Here is a 17,926-nt window from a genome sequence, read left to right as displayed (position 1 = left end):
CTCACTGTTGCTGATGCGGGCCCGGCGACGGCGGGCCCGAGCCCGGCCAGCCGGACTGGCCCGGCCCGGTCGACGCGGGCGGCTGACCGGGCGGCGGGTACCCAGGCTGGCCCGGTGGCGGGCCGTACCCGGAGACGGGCTGCTGCGGCGGGCCGTAACCCGCCGGTGGCGTTTGGGTGGCGGGCCAGCCGGGTGGCGGCACGCCGGGTGCGCCCGGGTACGGGCCGACGGCCGCCGGTGGGGTGCGCCGCTTGCGGCGTCGCAGCACCACGATCAGCACGATCAACCCGATGACCGGCACACCCAGACAGAGTCCCGCCTGGACGATCGCGCCGGTCTTGTTCGAGACGCCGAACTCGACCGCCGGGCCGCCGTCGTCGCCCGGTCGGGTCGCGCCGCCGGCGCGGGTCGGCCCGGCGGCCTCGCCCTTGAGCAGCGGGTTCGCCGTCACGGCGGGCACCGAGCGGGTCAGCGCGGCGACCGGGTCGACCCGGCCGAAGCCGAACTGCGGGTCCCGGCCGGCCGGCCCGGCGTCGCGGGCGGTCTCGATCAGGCGGCTGATGACGTTGGGCGCGTCGAGCTTCGGGTACTTCGCGCGGATCAGCGCCACCACGCCGGAGATGATGGCCGCCGCCGAACTGGTGCCACTGGCCACCGTGTAACCATTCGGCGAGACCGCCTTGGGCGCCGGCGCGATGATGCTCTCCATCGGACTGGCGATGACGGCCTCCGGGCCCTGCACCGAGCCGGAGAAGAAGCCGCCCCGCTTGTCGAATCCGGTGACCGCGACGACGCCGGGGATGTTGGCCGGCGCGATGATTTCCCGATCGCCCTGCTCGACGTTGCCGGCGGAGGCGACCACGACGGCGTCCTTGCTCAGCGCGTAGTTGATGGCGTCCACCAGCTCCGGCGAAGCCGCCCTCTCGTCGCCGAGCGAGAGGTTGATGACGTCGGCGCCGTTGTCGGCGGCCCACCGGACGCCCAGGAGCACGTCCTGGCTGTCGAAGTTGGCGCCGGTCGAGACGGGGAGGATCTTCGCGGCCGGGGCGATGCCCAACTCGTGCATCGCGCCACCGCCGCGCCCGGCGATGATGCCGGCCATCGAGGTGCCGTGCCCCTTCTCGTTGTCGTCGTCCCGCCGGCCGTCCCGGGCGGCGGTGGCGTTGGTGCCGTGCCCCGCGAGCACCTGGCCGCGCAGGTCGGGGTGACTGGCCTCGACTCCGCTGTCGACGACGGCGACCGTGACGCCCGCACCCTTGGTGATCTGGTGTGCGGCCGGGATCTTGAGGTAGTCCAGGTACCACTGGAGGCCACGGACCGTGTCAGCGGCCCGGGCCGACGCCGGCGCGACGGTCACCGCGGGGGTCAGCGCGGCGCAGAGCGCCAGCGCGGCCGCACCCACGGCGCGTGCCGATCGGAAAGGCTTCCCCGTACGCATCGCTCTCCCGTATCTCGCCGACGCCAACACGATGCGGCTCCGGCCCGGTCGAGCCGGACCGGAGCCGCATCGGTGATTGTGTCAGCCCCACACCTTGGAGTTGCTCATCTCGGTGGAGACGTAGTTTTCGCGGGCGATGCCGACGGCACCACCGATCTCGTTGAGGATCCGGTTGATGTCCCGGACCGACGAGTCCCACTTTGCCTGGTGCTGCTCGTAGGCGGTGCGGTCCTCGCCCTCCCACTGGAGCTTGGACAGCATCGACCGCAGCGTGTCCAGCTTCTCGTCGATGGTCTTCGAGATGGCCTGCATCTGCTGGTTGCTGCTCTCGAGGACCGCGTAGTCAACCTTGATCGTCACGATTTCCTCCTCTGCTGGCTACGGATCACGGGTTGAGAGCAGAGTGGAACTTGTCCAGCATCTGCTGCTGCTCCTCGTCGTTGACCTGGTGCGTCGTACCCGACTTGTCGAGCAGGTCCGCGATGTTGTCCATCGCGGTCAGCAGACTCACGGTGTCCTCGTTCCAGCGAGTCATGAGCGACTGGAACCCCGTGGACGCCTGACCCTTCCACGCCATGGCCAGGTCGTCGACCACGTTCCACAGCTTCTTCAGCTCGCCGTCGACCTCGCTGCGCGTGGACCGCACGTCACTCGCGGCGGTATGCAGAGTCGCAGCTTCGACCTCGAACGCCATGCTTCACACCCTTCCGTCATGTTGTGTGGCGTCGGCTCTGCCGCGCCCCTCCCCCGCGGCAAGGCAGCAACACCCCACCGACGGACACTCCACCAGAGACGGTAGCGGAACCGGTCCAGCCACCGCAGCCCTGACCGGGGCCATTCGATGGATGGTGGTGGATCGGACCGGCGGCTCGACCCGTACCGGCGGACACGGACCAGCCGAGTGGCTCGATCAGGCCGGCTCGGACCAGGCGGTCTGGATGAGCTGTTGGCCGTCCCGCCGCCGGACCAGCGTGCCCCGACCGGGTGGCTGCGGGCTCGGACGCAACGTGCCGAACACCGCGCCCTCCTCCCGGTTGCCGGACATCAGCAGGCCGGGCGAGTCCAGCTCACGCAGCCGTTGCAGCACCGGCTCGTAGAGCGCCCGGGCCACCCCGCCGACCCGACGGGTGATGATCAGGTGCAGCCCGATGTCGCGCGCCTGCGGCAGCAGCTCGTGCAGGGCGCTCAGCGGGTTGCTGCCGCCGGAGGCCACCAGGTCGTAGTCGTCGACCAGGATGTACAGGTCCGGGCCCTTCCACCAGCTACGGTCCCGCAGCTGGGCGGTGGTCACGTCCGGGCCCGGCAGCCGGTTGGAGAGCGCGCTGCGGATCGAACCGAGCCCCTGCGCGAACGCCTGGTTGGACGGCGCGTAGTCGAGCAGGTGATCACCCTCGACCGCGCCCAGCAGGCCACGCCGGTAGTCGGCGATCACCAGCCGGGCCTGGGCCGGCGTGTACCGCTCGGCGATGCCCCGGGCGATCAGCCGCAGCAGGTTGGTCTTGCCGCACTCGGCGTCGCCGAAGACGGTCAGGTGCGGCTCGTTCGCCAGGTCCAGGTAGACCGGCGCGAGCGCCGACTCGTTGACACCGATCGGCAGGCCGGGCGCCGAACGGTCGATGATGCGGGCCAGCTCGGACACCGGCAGCCGGCGCGGCAGCAGCCGTACCTTCGGCGCGGGACGCCCCGGCCAGTTCGCCGCGACGTGCCCGGCCAGCGCGACCGACGCCTCGCTCAGGTCCTCGATGTCGCGGCGACCGTCGATCCGCGAGATGGCCGTGAGGAAATGCAGCTTGTCCCGGGTCAGGCCGCGACCGGGCGACTTCTCCGGCACGTTCATCGCCGAGCGCCTGTCGATCTCGGACTCCGCGGCGTCGCCCAGGCGCAGCTCCAGCTTGGTGCCGAGCAGGTCCCGCATGTTGATCCGGATCTCCGCCCACCGGACCGCGGTGAGCACGACGTGCACCCCGAAGCCGAGGCCCCGGTTGGCGAGCGTCGTGATGGTCTGCTCCAGCTCCTCGTAGTCCTGGCGCAGCGTGTTCCAGCCGTCCACCACCAGGAACACGTCGCCGAACGGGTCGTCGGCGAACTCGCCGGCCGCCCGCCGACGTCGGTAGCTCGCCACCGAGTCGATGCCGTGCTGGGCGAAGCGCGTCTCCCGCTCGTCCAGCACCGCGACCACCTCGGCCACCGTGCGGCGTACCGCCTCGACATCCCGTCGACCGGCCACCCCGGCCATGTGCGGCAGCCGTTCCAGGCTGCGCAGCGCGCCGCCACCGAAGTCCAGGCAGAAGAACTGCACCTCACGGGGGGTGTGGGTGAGCGCCAGCGAGGCCAGCAGCGACCGCAGCATGGTGCTCTTGCCGCTGAGCGAACCGCCGACGATCACCACGTTGCCGCCCGCGCCGGCCAACTCGACCATCATCGGATCGCGGCGCTGCTCGTACGGGCGGTCCACCACGCCGACCGGCACCGTCAGCCGCCCACGGCCCGGCCAGGACGCCGTGCACAACCCGTAGGTCGGGTCGACGGCCAGCGGACCCAGCAGCTCGCCGAGGCCCGGCGGGTCGGCCAGCGGCGGCAGCCACACCTGGTGGGCCGGGCGGCCGCGCCCCTTGAGCTGGTCGATCAGCACGTCCAGCATGGCCACGGCCTTGCCGTCGGAGGACTGCTCCGGCTCCGGCGCGGTGTCCACCGACACCTGCGGCACCTGGGCGGGGATGAAGTTGACGCCGTACGGCACGATCCGCCGCTGCACGAGGGCCTGCGACGCGGTGGCCTGCTGACCGGGCGCCCGGTACGGCCCGGACACGTACGCGGCCCGGAACCGCAGCATGGTGCTGGTGTCGGTCTTCAGGTAGCCGTGGCCCGGCGCGCTCGGCAGCTCGTACGCGTCCGGCACGCCGAGCACGATCCGGCTCTCCACCGCCGAGAAGGTCCGCAAGCCGATCCGGTACGACAGGTGCGTGTCCAGACCCCGCAACTTGCCCTCCTCGAGGCGCTGCGAGGCCAGCAGCAGGTGCACACCCAGCGACCGGCCCAGCCGGCCGATCATCACGAACAGGTCGATGAAGTCCGGCTTCGCCGCCAACAACTCGCTGAACTCGTCACAGATGATCAGCAAGCTCGGCATCGGCGCCAGCGGCTCACCCGCCGCCCGCGCCTTCTCGTACTCGAACCGCGAGACGTAGTTGCCCGCCGCCCGCAGCAACTCCTGCCGGCGCACCATCTCGCCGGCCAGCGCGTCGCGCATCCGGTCGACCAACGGCAACTCGTCGGCCAGATTCGTGATCACCGCGCTGGTGTGCGGCAACGCCTCCAACGAGGCGAACGTGGCGCCGCCCTTGAAGTCCACCAGGACGAAGTTCAGCTCCTCCGACGAATGGGTCACCGCCAGCGCGGCCACCACCGTACGGAGCAGCTCGCTCTTACCGGAACCGGTCGCGCCGATGACCAGGCCGTGCGGACCCATGCCCTCGTGCGCGGACTCCTTGAAGTCCAACTCAACCACGTTGCCGTCCGGGCCGACACCCAGCGGGATGCGCAGTCGGTCCCGGTGACCGCGTGGTCGCCACGTCTGGTGCACGTCCACCGCCGCGGCGTCGCCGACGCCGAGCAGGTCCGGCAACTCCATGCTGCGGGCCAGCGGCTCCTCATTGCTGGTCTGCTGCTGCGACAGCCGGTACGGCGCGATCTGTCGGGCCAGCCCCTCGGCCGCATCGACGGAGAGCCGGTCCGGCCGGCCCAGCCGTGACGTCGAGTTGCCCCGGACCAGGTCGAGCGCACGGCCGTCGCCCGTGTCCAGGCAGAGCAACCAGCGGCCGGCGTCGCGCGGCACCGTCCCGGACAGGTCGATCATGGTGACGCCGAGCAGACCCTGACCCACCAGTTGGCAGGTCGGCGAGATCTCGCCACCGTCGACCACCACGACCAGGTGCGGCGCGGTGGTCAGCGGCTTCGCCTCGGCCGCGAACCGGGGTCGCCCGGCCAGATCCGCCGCGAGGGAGTCCTCGGCCTCGGCCAGGCTGGCGAAGACCAGACGACGGGCTCCGGCGGCGTCCGTCCGGCCACTGTGGTGGGCGTGCGGCAGCCACTTCACCCACTCCCAGGCCGGCTGCCGGTCGGGCGCGGCGACCACCGCGACCACCAGGTCGTCGGGGGCGTGGAAGGTCACCAACTGGCCCAGGGCGGCCCGGGTCAGGTCGAGCACCGGATCCCGGTCACCGCGCAGCACCACCCGGCTGAACGCGCGCAGCGACAGCGCGGTCGGCAGGTCGGGCACGGTGGTGTGCGCGCGGACGAACCGCCGCAGCGCGATGGCACTCATCGGTTCCAGGTCCTCGACCGGCTTGGTCTCCGGCGGGACGATCTCCACGGCGAGCCGCTGCGGGCCCAACGCGATCCGGGTCTCGCCGAAGTCGGGCTCGGTGATCCGCCGTTCCCACAACCGGCGCGACGCCGCGATCGACCAGAGCGCGTCGGGCTCGGGGTGCCGCCAGTCCATCGCGTCGCGCTGCTGGGCCGCCGCACGCCGGGTGCGCTTGCGCATCTGCGCGAGGTAGCGCATGTAGTCGCGGCGGTCGGCGTTCAGCTCGGCCTTGTCGTTGCCGCCGTTGCTGAGCGAGCCGATGGCCATGCCGAGCATCGACACACCGAACAGTCCACCCGCGACGTACGTCATCATGCCGCCGCCCCGGCCGGCGTAGAGGAACGCCATCGCGCCGACGCCGCAGACCATCGGCAGGATCATGAGCAGCTGCCCCATCCCGCGCGGTGTCGGCTCGGGCAGCTCGGGCGGGGACTCCAGCACCACCTCACCGCGCGGCAAGGCCGGCCCCGGTTGGCGCGGAGGTCGGCGGAACACCACCGTGCTCACGGCTGTCTCCTCCCCAGAAGCGGCCCTGCCGTCGTGCCGGCGCGGCGCGAAGCTCGCGGGTGGGCACTGTACGTGCCCGTCATCGTAGGTAATCTCCCGTGGGCGCGGTGCACCCGCACCGTGGCACCGCGGCCCGCTGATCGTAGATGGACACCAGGAGGCCACTGTGGCTACGAAGTCGGCGACCGGCGGTCTGAGCCGGATCACCATTGTGGCCCCCCGTACCCGGATGGACCTGGCGCTGCCGTCGGACGTACCGCTGGCCGACCTGTTGCCCACCCTGCTGCGCTACGCGGGGGAGGACCTGGCCGACGACGGGGTGCGGCACGGCGGCTGGGCGCTGTCCCGCCTGGGCGCAGCACCGCTGGACGGTGGTCGTACCGCCGCTCAGCTCGGTGTCCGCGACGGCGAGGTGCTGTACTTCAACCCACGGTCGGCCGCCGCCCCGGAGATCGTCTTCGACGACGTGGTGGACGCGGTCGCCACCGCCACCACGCAGCGGCCCGGTTCCTGGCAGGTCGACGCGACCCGGTCGTTCGCCGTGCTGTTCGCGGCGGCGGCCCTCGGCGCGGGCGCGGTGGCGGCCCTGTTCACCGGCCCTCCGCACCTGCCCGCGGCGCTGGCCGCCCAACTCGTCGCGGTGGCGCTGCTGGTCGGCGCGGCGGTGCTCGCCCGGGCCGTGGGCGACAGCCGGACGGGCTCGGTGCTGGCGCTGGCCGGGCTGCTCTACGCGGGTACCGGTGGCCTGCTGCTGCTCGCCGGTGACCGGAAGCTGACCGAGCTGGCCAGCCCGCACGTCCTGCTCGCGGCCACCGCCGTGGTGGTCGCCGGGGCGGTGGCCGTGCTGGCCGTCGGTGACGACCGGTACCCGCTCTTCTTCGCGGCGATCGGCCTGGCCGCTGGGACCGGCGTGGGCGCGCTGCTCTGCCTGCTCCTCGACCTGGACGCGGCGGCCGGCGCGGCGGTGGTGGCGGCGGTCGCCTTCGGCATGGTGCCGGCGCTGCCGATGGTCGCCTACCGGCTGGCCCGGCTGCCGGTGCCGTCGATCCCCACCGGCCCGGACGACCTGAAGACCGACAGCGAGACGGTGGACGGACGGCGGGTGCTGGAGCGCAGCGATCGCGCGGACTCGTTCCTCACCGCTCTGCTGTGGACGGTGTCACTGCTGGTGCTCGGCGCGGAGCTGGTGCTGGCCCTGGACGGCAGGCTGGCGGCCGTGCTGCTGTGCCTGGTGCTGGCACTGTTGTCGCTGCTGCGGGCGCGTCCGCTGCTGGGCCGGGCGCAGCGCGTCCCGGTGCTGCTCGCCGGCACCGTCGGGCTGGGCCTGGCGGCCGCCGCGACCTTCGCCGGCGGCGCGCTGGCGGTCCGGCTCGGCCTGGTTCTCGGTGGCCTGCTGCTGGCGGCCGTGGTCAGCCTGATCTACGGCCTCTCCGTCGCCGGTAAGCGGATCTCACCGGTGTGGGGTCGGCTGCTCGACATCGTCGAGATCCTGCTGATCATCGCCTTGGTGCCGCTCGCCGTCTGGGTCTGCGGCATGTACGACTGGATCGTCAACCTGCGTCCCTGACGGGACGGTCAGCGGGGCTGCCGCCGGCCGACGCCGCCGAACGCCGAGGCGACCGGCGCGCTGGCGTAGACGCCCGGCCCGTGCTGGCCGTCCATCGGCCGGGCGGGCGTGCCGGCGCGCTGCGCCACCTCCCGGACGACCTTGACCAGCGCCTCGACGTGGTTGTCCATGGCCGCGACCCGCAGCAGCGGGGCCGCCACGCGCCCGTCGGGCGACACCGCCGCCGCCACCGTGTGCGAGGGCGCGGAGGTGGCGGTGATCGCGTCCACCAGCGGACCGAGTGGCGCGTCCGGCCGACCCCGCAGGGTCAGGCAGCGGTGCGTCCAGCCGCCGCCCCGCAGCCCCGACCAGGTCTCCGTCGGCGGTTCCGGCACCAGGTCCAGGCCGGCGGCCGAGACCACCGCGGCACGCAGCTCGTCGCGGCCCAGTGGCCGGTGGGACAGACCGGCGGCCGTCAACGCCTTGCCCAACCGGCCGATCCCGGCGGCCAGCGTGCGGTGGACGCCCGGCAGCCCGCCACCGCGGGTCACCGTCTCGACCCGGGCGTCGCGGACCGTGAGCCGCAGCGCCACCCAGACGGTACGGTGCGCCGCCGGTGGCGCGCCCGCCGCCGGGTACCAGACCAGGGTGTGCGCGACCACCTGAGCCCGGGAGATCGGCGCCGAGAAGTCGGCGAGCACCCGCAACGCGCGGTCGACCGTCGACGCGTCCACCGAGCCGACCGCGGCGCCGTTGGCCGGTTGCAACGCCACCGCCGCGAACCAACCCTGGTCGTCCTGCCCGATGCCCAGCCGGGTGCCCCGGTCGGTCAGCTCGATCACGCCCAGCTCGGATGCCAGCGCGGCCAGCCGGGGCTCCGCCGCCGAACCGCTCTCCAGGATCACCGCGGCCCGTTCGCGGCGACGGCGCAGCCGGCGGCGCAGCAGCACGTCCTCGTACCACCAGCGACCACCCCGGCGGGCGAACACGGACAGCACCACCACCGCCGCCACGACGGCCACCGTCGCGAGCAGCCAGCTCGGACCGGCCGTCGCGGCCCAGACGGCGACGGCACAGACCTCGAGTACGACGAGTTGGCCGACCAGCACCGGACCGATGCGACCCCGACCGGGTCGGTCGGCCGCCGGGGTGACCCGTGCCGGCGGACCCGACGGCCTGGCGACGGCATCCGCGGGTGGCGCCTGAACCTGCGTCATCGCTGACTGTCCCTCCTGGACGGTACGGCTCCTGTGCCGGGTGGTCCGGCGGTGGCCCCGAGGACCGGCCGTCGGCCCCTTATCGTAGGGAAGCCCGCGACGGCACCCCGAGGACATCGTCGCGGATCCACCCCGCCGGAGGTAAGTCATGCGGACCCGCCGCGATCAGGTGCAGGCGTACCGCTTCGTCACCCGCCGGATCGTCTCCGCGCTGATGTCGGGCGACCCGGAGACCACCAACCTGCCCATGCGACGGCTCGGCATGGCGGTCTTCGGCAGCGTGATCGCCGCCGCGGTGGTCCTCGGCGGCGTGGGCGCGTACGGCCAGTTGACCGGCAACACCGCTCCGCTGGACGAGAACACCCTGGTCATCGAGCGGGAGACCGGCGCCACCTACGTGTACGCCCAGGGGCAACTGCACCCGACGCTGAACTACACCTCCGCCCGGCTGATCCTGAACGAGCCGGACCCCACGGTGCGCACCATGTCGCAGGCGTCGCTGCGGAACCGACCCCGGGGCCGGACCGTCGGCATCGTCGGCGCACCCGACGCGCTGCCGGACCGTAAGTCGCTGACCGGCCTGCCCTGGTCGGTCTGCGACGTGCCCGACCCGGTCGACCCGCGCCACTCCACCACCCGCGTGGTGATCAACCGGGCGCTGCCCGGCGGCACGCCGCTCGGCGAGCGCGCGGTGCTGGTGACCGTGGACGGTCAGCGGCATCTGCTGGCCGGCAACTCCCGGCTCGAGATGCGTGGCGGTGACCAGGTCGTCGCCGCGTTGCGGATGACGGGTACGGCGCCGCTGCCGGTCGGGCAGCAGCTCCTCAACGCCGTACCGGCCGGACCGCCGCTGCGCAAGCCGGCGCTGCCCGACATGGGTGAGCGCAGCGGCCTGAGCGTGGCCGGTCGGCCCGCCGCCATCGGCCAGGTCTTCCAGGCGGCCGGCCAGCACTACGTGCTGGCGCGCGAGGGTCTCGTCTCGATCAGTGAGATCACCGCGCTGCTGCTGATCAGTGGCGGCGGTCGGATCACCGACATCACCCCCGATCAGGCCGGGCGGCTGCTGACCGAGCAGCGCCTGGACCCGGACGGCATGCCGCGGACGCTGCCGACCCTGTATCCGGCCCGGGCCGGACAGACGCTGCTCTGCGCCACCTACCGGGAGGGCACCGCCGGTGGACCGCCGACCACCACCGTGGAGGTCTTCGACCGGGTGCCGGCGGAGTTGGCGGGCGACGAGCCGGGCTCGGTACCGGTACGACAGGGTGCCCGGGACGCGGTGCGGACGGCCGAGTCGGTGCTGCTGCCCGGCGGCAAGGGCGTACTGGCCCAGGCGGCGCCCGGCGCCGGCACCAGCGGGTCCGGCGCCGCCGGCGCGACGGTCTACCTGATCAGCCCGCAGGGGGTCCGGTACCCGCTCGGGTCGCCCGAGACGCTGGCCGCCCTCGGCTACGAAGGGGTCACCCCGCTGGCGGTGCCCGGTTCGCTGCTCGCGTTGATTCCCACCGGGCCGACCCTGGACCAGCAGACCGCGCTCACCCAGTTCGCGCCCGGCGACACGGCGGCGGCCGCGGCGACGGCGCAGCCGACCGCACCGACGCCCGGCACGAGCGCCCCGGCGGGTGACGGCACTGGTGGCGGGGTCCCCGAGGGATCGACCGGCGCCGACGACTGAGCGGGTCGGACGGGTCGCCCCGGGTCGCCGAGGTGGACTAACCTGGGTCCGCTGACGGTTGTCAACCAGAACGACGGGGATGTTGCCATGACCGGGCGTACGGAAGTCGACCTGCTGTCCCTTGAGGACTTCCACCAACACCTCGCGTTGCGGCTGAGTCAGGCCGAGTCCGTGCTGCGCAAGCTCAACACCGAGATGCAGTGCAGTCCACCGGCTCTGGGCTCGTTCGCCGACGCGACACAGAACTCACGCCGCTACAGCGAGGTTCATCAGTCGTACGTGGAGCAGGCCGAGCGGCTGCGGCAGGCGGTGCTGGCGGCGCAGCAGGCGACCGGCACCATCCTCGCCAACTACCGCACCGCCGAGGCGCGTAACGCGGCCAACGCCACCGACATCACCGCGGCGCTGACCGGGGTCGACCGGGCGTTGCAGCCGAAGGGGGATGGGCGTGTCTGAGTACACCCAGCGCTACCAGGGCCGGAGCCACCAGGAGCTGTACGACGCGGTGATGGCCGGCAAGCCCGAGCAGATCGAGGGGATCGCCGCCCAGTGGGCCTCGCTCAAGGGCATCCTCGACGGCCTCGGCCGCGAGCTGAAGGGCGACCTCGAGAAGCTCGGCAACACCTGGACGGGTTCGGCGGGCCGGGAGTTCCAGCGCCGGTTGACGCTGATCGTCAACCACTCCGACGCCCTCGGCGAGGGCATGTCCGGCGTCAAGCAGGGTCTCACCATGATGGCCGGTCAACTGCGCACCGCGCACAAGAAGGCGGAGAGCCCGGAGGAGACCGACGACAACGACCAGGCCATCTCCGGCGCGCTCAAGGGCGCGGCCTTCGGCCTGCCCGGCGCCGTGGTCGGCGGCATCATGGGCCACCAGCAGGACAAGGAGGAGCAGGAGAAGGCCCACCAGCGGATGGTGAACCTGGTGGCCGAGTTGGCCGCCGGTTACGACCTCTCCGCCTACGACCGGGTGGTGGACCCGCCTCCGCCGGATCCGGAGACGCCGCGCACGGTCAACGACGACCGGCCGCCGCCCCGCAGCGGTCCGGCCAGCACGACACCGTCGGCCGCTCCGACCGCCACCGGTCTCGCCGGGCACCCGGGCGGCGCGACCATCGCCACACCCGACGGCGTGGCCCCGGTGCCGACCACCGGTGGCGGCTCCGTTCCCGGCCACGACGGCGGCACGTCCGTCGTCGCCGTCGGCCCCGGGGGCGTCGACGGCGACCCGTCGGGCACCACCTCCCTGGCCGGCGCGGACCCGCTGGTCAGCGGGGCGTTGCTCGCCGGCGGGGCGGCCGGGCTGGCCGGCCTGTCCGGGCCGACCACCATGCCCGCGAGCGCCACGGGCGGCCCGAGCCTGCTCTTCGGGGCACCCGGCGGCGCACCGGCCGGTGGGGTGCTGCGCACCTCGGCGCTCGCCGGTTCCAGCAGTACGCCCACCACGTCGGCCCGGCCGACCGGTGGGGCCGCCGCAGCCGAGAGCCGGTCGGCCAGCGGCGTCGGGCGGAGCATCGACGGCCGGCGTGGCGAGTCCGGTCGGGCTGCCGCGGGCGGTCGGCAGGGCCTCACGGGCAACGGTCGGACGAGCGGTCGTCCCGGGGTGCTCGGCGGGCACGGCCGTGGCGAGGACGACGAGTCCGACGACCGGCTGACCTGGCTGACCGAGGACGAGATGGTGTGGCGGGACGGCGGAGACGCCGCGCCGCCGGTGCTCGGCACCGGCGGCTGACCGCCCGGACAGCGCACCCGAGACGATGGCGACCCCCGCCGGATTCACTCCGGCGGGGGTCGCCGCACGTCGGCCCCGAAGCGGGAGAGAGCGGGCCAGCACCGTCCACAGTGTCAGCGGTGGCCGTGGTCACGCCCGTGGTGGCCACCGCCGTGCTGCGCCGCGCACCGCCGGGCGATAGGTTGGTGGTGTGTCATCCGCAGCTCTGGTCCGCCCGGCCCGCTGGGCCGTGCTGCGGTCGCTGCGGGAGCTGACCCGGCTGGCGGTCACCGCGCTGGTGCTCGCGGTCGGCCTCGGCGGCGCTATCGCCGCCACCCCGCCGCCCACCGCGACGCAACTGCGACCGAGTGCCGTGAGCAGCCGGGTGGACGCCGTCCGACCCGACGCCGCCCCGACCGTCGAGCGTACGAGCCAGCCGGCCCCGGCCCGACCGGCCGACGGGAACGCCGCCGTACCGGCCCTTGCGGTCCTCGCGGGCGTGGCGCACACGCCGGCCGGCGAGCCCGGCCGGGGCGTCCCCTCCCGACGCGGCCCGCCCACCCGCTGACCCCGGGCCGCCCGGTCACCCGACGCTCCGTCCGACCCGCCGCAGGGTCGGCAGCCGGGTGCCCGCCGCGCAGCCGCATCCGCTCCGGCCCATCGGCTCGGTGACGGCGCTGCGCCCCGGCGAGCCCTCCGCACAGCTCACCCCGACCACCGGGAGCCCGACGCGTCGAGCGACGGCCCGGTCCGGTCGGGACCCGTCCCTCGATACCGTCATCCGACCGCGAGGTGCTGATCATGCAGACCGTCCTCTCCGCCGTCCTGCCCGACGTACCCCGAGCCGCCGCCATCTGGCTGAGCCTGCTCGGGGTGGTGGTGTTCGCCGTCGCCGCACTCCTGGTACGACCCGGTCGTCTCCGCCTCGACCCGGCCGCCCGCATCCGCGACGCGGCCATGCCCAGCAACCTCGAAGAGGCGCTCCGGGAGCGCGAGCAGAGCCGCTACGCGCAGGAGATCGCGGTGGCCGCCGAACGCGCCACCGCCACCGCCCAGCGCCGACGGGCCGAGTGGGTGGCCGCGCAGGAGACGGTCGAGGCCGCCTGGCAGGCGCTGGAGGTGGCCGAGGCGGGCGTGCGGCGCCTCGTCGCGGCAGCCGCGATGCCATTGCCGCAGACGGTCCGGACGCCGGCCGAGTACGCGGACCGCGAGCGCTACCTGCACCGGGCCGCGCTGGACGCGTACTGGCGGCGGGAACTGTCGGTGGAGCAGCTCAGTGACGTCTTCGCACACCGCGGCGGCTGGGATCCGCGGCTGCACCCGGTGGAGCAGGAACTCGTGCTGCAACGGGCCGTCCGCGACAACCTGGCGGCCCGGCACACCGCCGCCGTGCAGGCCGAGCAGGCAGCCTGGCGGGCCGCGGAGCTGGCCGTGGCGGCGGCGCGCAGTCTCCGTACGGAGGCCCACGCGGCGACGGGCCGGCGCCGGGCGGAGTCGGCCTCGGTACTGCCGCTCAGCGAGGTGCTCCGGCCGGCCGTCGAGCAGACCCGGGAGAACGTGGTGGTCGCCCGGGGCCGGGCGGCGGTCCCGGCGTTCTGACCGGTACGGGGCAGCCGTGGCGGTGGACGTTCCGGGCCGGGTCGGCGTCGGTGGGTTAGCGTGACGGCATGTCCCGACAGTCGTGGGTCCTCGTGGTGGTCGCCGGCATCCTGGCGCTCGCCACACTTGTCGGTGCGGTGGTGCTGGCGGTGCGGGTGGTGCGTACGAGGCGGCTGCTCACCGGGCTCGGCGCGGGCGGCAAGGTGGCCTTCTACGGGGCATTGATCTACACGATCTTCCCGGTGGACATCCTCCCGGACCCGATCTACCTGGACGACATGGGTGTCCTGGCCGCCGCGCTGATCTATCTCACCCGGCTCGTCCACAAGCGTCGGGCGGCGGACCGTCGGCTGCCCGGGCAGCCGGATGCTCCGCCGGCCCCGGACCGCACCCGCTCCGTACGATGATCAGGTTGGCGCGCAGGACGGGAGACACAGGTGGCCGGTGATCATCGACTGGACGTCCACGACGACCGGGTGGCCGCCTTCTGTGCCGAGCGGCACCTCGCGACGCTGACCACGCTGCGCGCCGACGGCACCCCACATGTGGTACCCGTCGGGGTCACCCTCGATCCGGCGGCCGGGCTGGCCCGCGTGATCACCTCCGGAACGTCCCGCAAGGCTCGGCAGGTGGCCGCCGCCGGCGCGGAGGGCACCCCGGTGGCCGTCTGCCAGGTGGATGGCCGCCGCTGGTTGACGATCGAGGGCCGGGCGGTGCTCCGATCGGACCGGGCGGCCGTCGCGGAGGCGGAACGCCGGTACGCCGAGCGCTATCGGACCCCACGCCCGAATTCGGAGCGCGTGGTCATCGAGATCACGGTGACGAAACTGCTCGGCAGTCTCTGACGTCCGTCCCGTCACCTATGTCGGGTTAGCCCCGCGCTGCCGTGCGCCACACGCCGTGCGGAATCCCCCACCGTCGGCGGTCGTTACGCCAGGTCGCGACGCCGACACCGGCAGCCGGCGGCGGAATGCCGCCCGGAGCAGGGCCGTTACGTCCCCGGTAACCACGGCCGAGACCGCCACGGAGGCGGCTACCCCCGAACGGAGACTCGACCATGAACCCGATCGTGCAGAAGAGTGGCCTGTCCGTCGTCGGCCTGCTGGTCGCCGGCGGTTGCGCCCTCGGCCCCGCCGTCGCCGCGCAGGCCGCACCCGCGCCGGCAACCCCGTCCTCGTCGAGCCAGACCGGCCGCAGCGCCGAGCGGGTCCTCGACGTCGACTACCAGGCGCAGCCGAACTTCTTCTACTGCGGCCCGGCCGCGACCCGCATCGCGCTCTCGGCCCAGGGCAAGGCGCTCTCCCAGGACGAGGTGGCCAAGCGGCTCGGCACCACCGAGGCGGGCACCCCGTCCGCCCTGGACACCACCCGCGTGCTCAACGAGCTGACCGGCGGTCACTACCGGACCACCGAGATCCGTGACTCGGTGGCCCGCCCCGACCAGGTCGAGCAGCTGCGCCGGGACGTGCTGGCCGCGATCGACGCCGGCCGCCCGGTGGTGGCCAACATCAAGGGCACGACCGTGGACACCGACGGCAACCCGCACTCGTACGAGGGCGGCCACTACCTGACCCTCGTCGGCTACCGCGACGGTGGCGACCTCGTCCGGGTCGCCGACCCGGCCGACCCGGCGCTGGGCGAGTACTGGATGACCCTGCCGAAGGTCGCCAACTGGATCGCCGAGCGCGGCTACTCCTCCTGATCGGATGCTCACCGGGCCGGCCTCTCCCGGGCGGAGGGGCCGGTCCTGCTGTCGCGTCCGCGGCTGGCCAGGTGTGCCCGGCGACGCGCGCGGACGGCCCGTGTCGGCCGGGCACGGTGCAGCTCACGCCGGACCGGCGGAGCGATGGCCGACTCGCCGGCGCCGGCCGCCCGGCGCACCATCCGGTTGGCGTCGTCCGGTTCGCAGCCGGCAGCCCGGAGCAGGTCGCTCGACGCGGTACGCAGGCCGGTGACGATCGCGTCGCCGAACGACCGGACTCCCCTCGCGGCGGCCCGGCCGGCCAACTCGGCACACTCCTCGACCAACTTGCGGGTGCACTGCGGGTCGTCGCCGAGCCGGCACTCCGTCCGCATCCTCGCCACCGCCTGTCCCAGCCGGCCGATCGCGTCCGGCAGCTCGGTCGGGATCGGCTCGTCGTACTGCAGGGCCGTCGTCGACCAGCGGGCGAGGACGCGGCTGTCCAGCATCAACCGTTCGAGATTCTCGGCGCTGCGGGCGTACCTGTGGAACTGCTGGCGGCGGTGCCAACGGACGGGCGCAATCGTCACCACTTCCTCCGCGCCGCTCAGCGCGTCGTGCAGTCGGCCGAGATCCCCCTCGGTGCCGCGCAGCGTGTCCAGTACGTGTCTGGTCCGTTCGCTGTCGCGCTGCCGGAGCGCATGCCCCAGCTTGTCGAGTTGTTCACACAGGATCGTGAAGATCGGTGTGGCGGCCCGGTCCAGCACCCGCATGGGATTGACCGGCAGCAACAGCGCGACCACCACCAGACCGACCAGCCCACCGACGAGCGCGTCGAAGATCCGGGGCACCTCCAGGCTCCGGTCCATCGGGGCCAGCGTGGCGATCAGTACGGCGGTACCGCCGGCCTGACCGACCAGCGGGCCGCCCTTCCCGGCCACCAGCAGGGCGCTGGCGATGGCCAGGCCGACGACCACCCCGGTCTGCCACGGTCCCGAACCGAGGAAGAAGCGCAGCGTGTCGCCGATGACGATGCCCAGTCCGACGCCGAACAGCAGCTCGAAGGTGCGCCGGGCCCGCTGCCCGATGGCGGTGGCGATCGTACCGACGGCGGCGGCCGGCGCGAAGACGTGCGAACCCGGGCCGAGGAAGTGCTTGGCGATCAGGGCCGCGAGCGCCGCCGCCAGCCCGGCCTGGGCAGCGATCACCAGGGTGACCTCCCACTGCCGGGCACGGACCCGGCCGGCCTGGCCGCCGCGGTGCCGCACCCGGTCGACCGCCTGACCGCTGCGCTCGGCAGCCTCGTCGAGCCGCGACCGGTCGTGGCCGGCGGGTGGACGGTCGTCGGGCATGGCGGCGGTTACCCCCCGGAGGCGCGGTCAACCGTGCCGCCGCGCCCCGCCCGTCCCAACGGCACCGGCGGCACCCGCCGTCACCGGAGTGCGATCCATCGGCGTTCGTAGGTTTGCCCGACCGCTCGGGGGTACCAGGGGCCTCACACCCACCGATCCGCAACCGGTAAGGGGCCCAGATGAGCAGTCCACAGAGCACCGGGGAGCAGGATGTCGTCGACATCCTGGTCGCCGACCACCACGAGGTCGAGACCCTCTTCGTCGAGTTGGAGACGCGCCAGGGCACGCCCGAGTACCGTCGTCAGCTCGCCGACGTGGTGATCGCCGAACTGGTGCGGCACGCCGTGGCCGAGGAGGCGTACGTCTATCCGACGGCCCGCAAGGTCCTGCCCGACGGCGACCAGATCGCCGACCACGAGATCACCGAGCATGCCGACGCCGAGCGCACGATGAAGGACCTGGAGTCGGTCGAGGTGTCCGACCCCCGCTTCGACGAGTTGCTGGCCCACCTGACCAGCACCATCCGGCACCACGTGCGGGACGAGGAGAACGACCTGTTCCCCCGGTTGCGCGCCGCCACCGCCCGGGAGGAGTTGGTCGAGCTGGCCGGCAAGGTGACGGCGTTCAAGAAGATCGCCCCGACCCGCCCGCACCCGAGCGCGCCGGACCACCCGCCGGCGAACAAGCTGCTCGCCCCCGGCACCGGGATGATCGACCGGATGCGGGACGCGCTCAGTGACCGGCCGAGCTCGATGGACGAACTACGCGAGCAACAGCAGCGCTGATCGACACACGGTCCGGACCTGACAGTCCCGGGTCGCCGAGTTCTCGACG

16 protein-coding genes are annotated in these 17,926 nt (G+C 73.5%); 10 read left to right on the top strand and 6 right to left on the bottom strand.

Translation table 11 applies throughout. The features are described 5' to 3' along the window. Position 1: 1 nt before the first annotated feature. The 4 genes from ACN263_RS01290 to eccCa all read right to left on the bottom strand — a co-directional run bounded on the left by ACN263_RS01290 (position 2) and on the right by eccCa (position 6,311). Positions 2-1,402 (bottom strand): S8 family serine peptidase, encoded by a 1,401-nt coding sequence (locus ACN263_RS01290; protein ID WP_422738002.1) that lies wholly within the window; start codon positions 1,400-1,402, stop codon positions 2-4. A 117-nt stretch (positions 1,403-1,519) separates the two neighbouring features. Continuing rightward, complete coding sequence (locus ACN263_RS01285; RefSeq protein WP_354855539.1) at positions 1,520-1,798, bottom strand: WXG100 family type VII secretion target; 279 nt, start codon at positions 1,796-1,798, stop codon at positions 1,520-1,522. 25 nt (positions 1,799-1,823) lie between these two features. Next, positions 1,824-2,132 carry a WXG100 family type VII secretion target gene (locus ACN263_RS01280; RefSeq protein ID WP_355049151.1) on the bottom strand — a complete coding sequence of 103 codons (309 nt, stop codon included), beginning with the start codon at positions 2,130-2,132 and terminating at the stop codon, positions 1,824-1,826. A gap of 216 nt (positions 2,133-2,348) precedes the next feature. Beyond that, positions 2,349-6,311: a type VII secretion protein EccCa gene (gene eccCa / locus ACN263_RS01275; RefSeq protein WP_422738001.1), complete on the bottom strand. Its 3,963-nt coding sequence runs from the start codon at positions 6,309-6,311 to the stop codon at positions 2,349-2,351. A gap of 166 nt (positions 6,312-6,477) precedes the next feature. Here eccCa and eccD point away from each other — a divergent pair, with 166 nt between their 5' ends. Beyond that, positions 6,478-7,878, top strand: coding sequence for a type VII secretion integral membrane protein EccD (gene eccD, locus ACN263_RS01270; RefSeq protein ID WP_422738000.1), 1,401 nt, complete (start codon positions 6,478-6,480; stop codon positions 7,876-7,878). 8 nt (positions 7,879-7,886) lie between these two features. Here the strand turns inward: eccD and ACN263_RS01265 are convergent, their stop codons facing one another. Next, positions 7,887-9,074 carry a type VII secretion protein EccE gene (locus tag ACN263_RS01265; protein ID WP_422737999.1) on the bottom strand — a complete coding sequence of 396 codons (1,188 nt, stop codon included), beginning with the start codon at positions 9,072-9,074 and terminating at the stop codon, positions 7,887-7,889. A 148-nt stretch (positions 9,075-9,222) separates the two neighbouring features. Here ACN263_RS01265 and eccB point away from each other — a divergent pair, with 148 nt between their 5' ends. The 8 genes from eccB to ACN263_RS01225 all read left to right on the top strand — a co-directional run bounded on the left by eccB (position 9,223) and on the right by ACN263_RS01225 (position 15,761). Beyond that, complete coding sequence (eccB, locus tag ACN263_RS01260; RefSeq protein WP_422737998.1) at positions 9,223-10,749, top strand: type VII secretion protein EccB; 1,527 nt, start codon at positions 9,223-9,225, stop codon at positions 10,747-10,749. A gap of 87 nt (positions 10,750-10,836) precedes the next feature. Further along, positions 10,837-11,205: a hypothetical protein gene (locus ACN263_RS01255; protein WP_422737997.1), complete on the top strand. Its 369-nt coding sequence runs from the start codon at positions 10,837-10,839 to the stop codon at positions 11,203-11,205. Further along, entirely contained in the window at positions 11,198-12,481 is a 1,284-nt protein-coding gene (locus ACN263_RS01250) for a WXG100 family type VII secretion target (RefSeq protein ID WP_422737996.1), read from the top strand. The genes ACN263_RS01255 and ACN263_RS01250 overlap by 8 nt, the downstream gene beginning before the upstream one ends. 190 nt (positions 12,482-12,671) lie before the next feature. Then, positions 12,672-13,028 carry a hypothetical protein gene (locus ACN263_RS01245; protein WP_422737995.1) on the top strand — a complete coding sequence of 119 codons (357 nt, stop codon included), beginning with the start codon at positions 12,672-12,674 and terminating at the stop codon, positions 13,026-13,028. A gap of 233 nt (positions 13,029-13,261) precedes the next feature. Beyond that, a complete protein-coding gene (locus ACN263_RS01240) occupies positions 13,262-14,059 on the top strand; it encodes a hypothetical protein (RefSeq protein ID WP_422737994.1) in 798 nt (265 codons plus the stop codon). A 68-nt stretch (positions 14,060-14,127) separates the two neighbouring features. After that, positions 14,128-14,466: a hypothetical protein gene (locus tag ACN263_RS01235; RefSeq protein ID WP_422737993.1), complete on the top strand. Its 339-nt coding sequence runs from the start codon at positions 14,128-14,130 to the stop codon at positions 14,464-14,466. Between the two features lie 30 nt (positions 14,467-14,496). Next, the gene (locus tag ACN263_RS01230) at positions 14,497-14,904 is read left to right on the top strand and encodes a pyridoxamine 5'-phosphate oxidase family protein (RefSeq protein WP_422737992.1); all 408 of its coding nucleotides are present in this window, start codon (positions 14,497-14,499) and stop codon (positions 14,902-14,904) included. A 212-nt stretch (positions 14,905-15,116) separates the two neighbouring features. After that, positions 15,117-15,761, top strand: a complete 645-nt coding sequence (locus ACN263_RS01225; RefSeq protein ID WP_422737991.1) for a C39 family peptidase — start codon at positions 15,117-15,119, stop codon at positions 15,759-15,761. 8 nt (positions 15,762-15,769) lie between these two features. Here the strand turns inward: ACN263_RS01225 and ACN263_RS01220 are convergent, their stop codons facing one another. Further along, a complete protein-coding gene (locus ACN263_RS01220; protein WP_422737990.1) occupies positions 15,770-17,092 on the bottom strand; it encodes an FUSC family protein in 1,323 nt (440 codons plus the stop codon). A gap of 179 nt (positions 17,093-17,271) precedes the next feature. Between ACN263_RS01220 and ACN263_RS01215 the strand changes: the two genes are divergently transcribed. Beyond that, entirely contained in the window at positions 17,272-17,877 is a 606-nt protein-coding gene (locus tag ACN263_RS01215; RefSeq protein WP_422737989.1) for a hemerythrin domain-containing protein, read from the top strand. Positions 17,878-17,926: the final 49 nt, after the last annotated feature.

The sequence above is a fragment of the Micromonospora sp. WMMD729 genome (genome assembly GCF_049315225.1).
Lineage (GTDB): Bacteria > Actinomycetota > Actinomycetes > Mycobacteriales > Micromonosporaceae > Micromonospora.
Note: the sequence above shows the minus strand (reverse complement) of the source record. Positions and strands in the feature narration are given on the sequence as shown.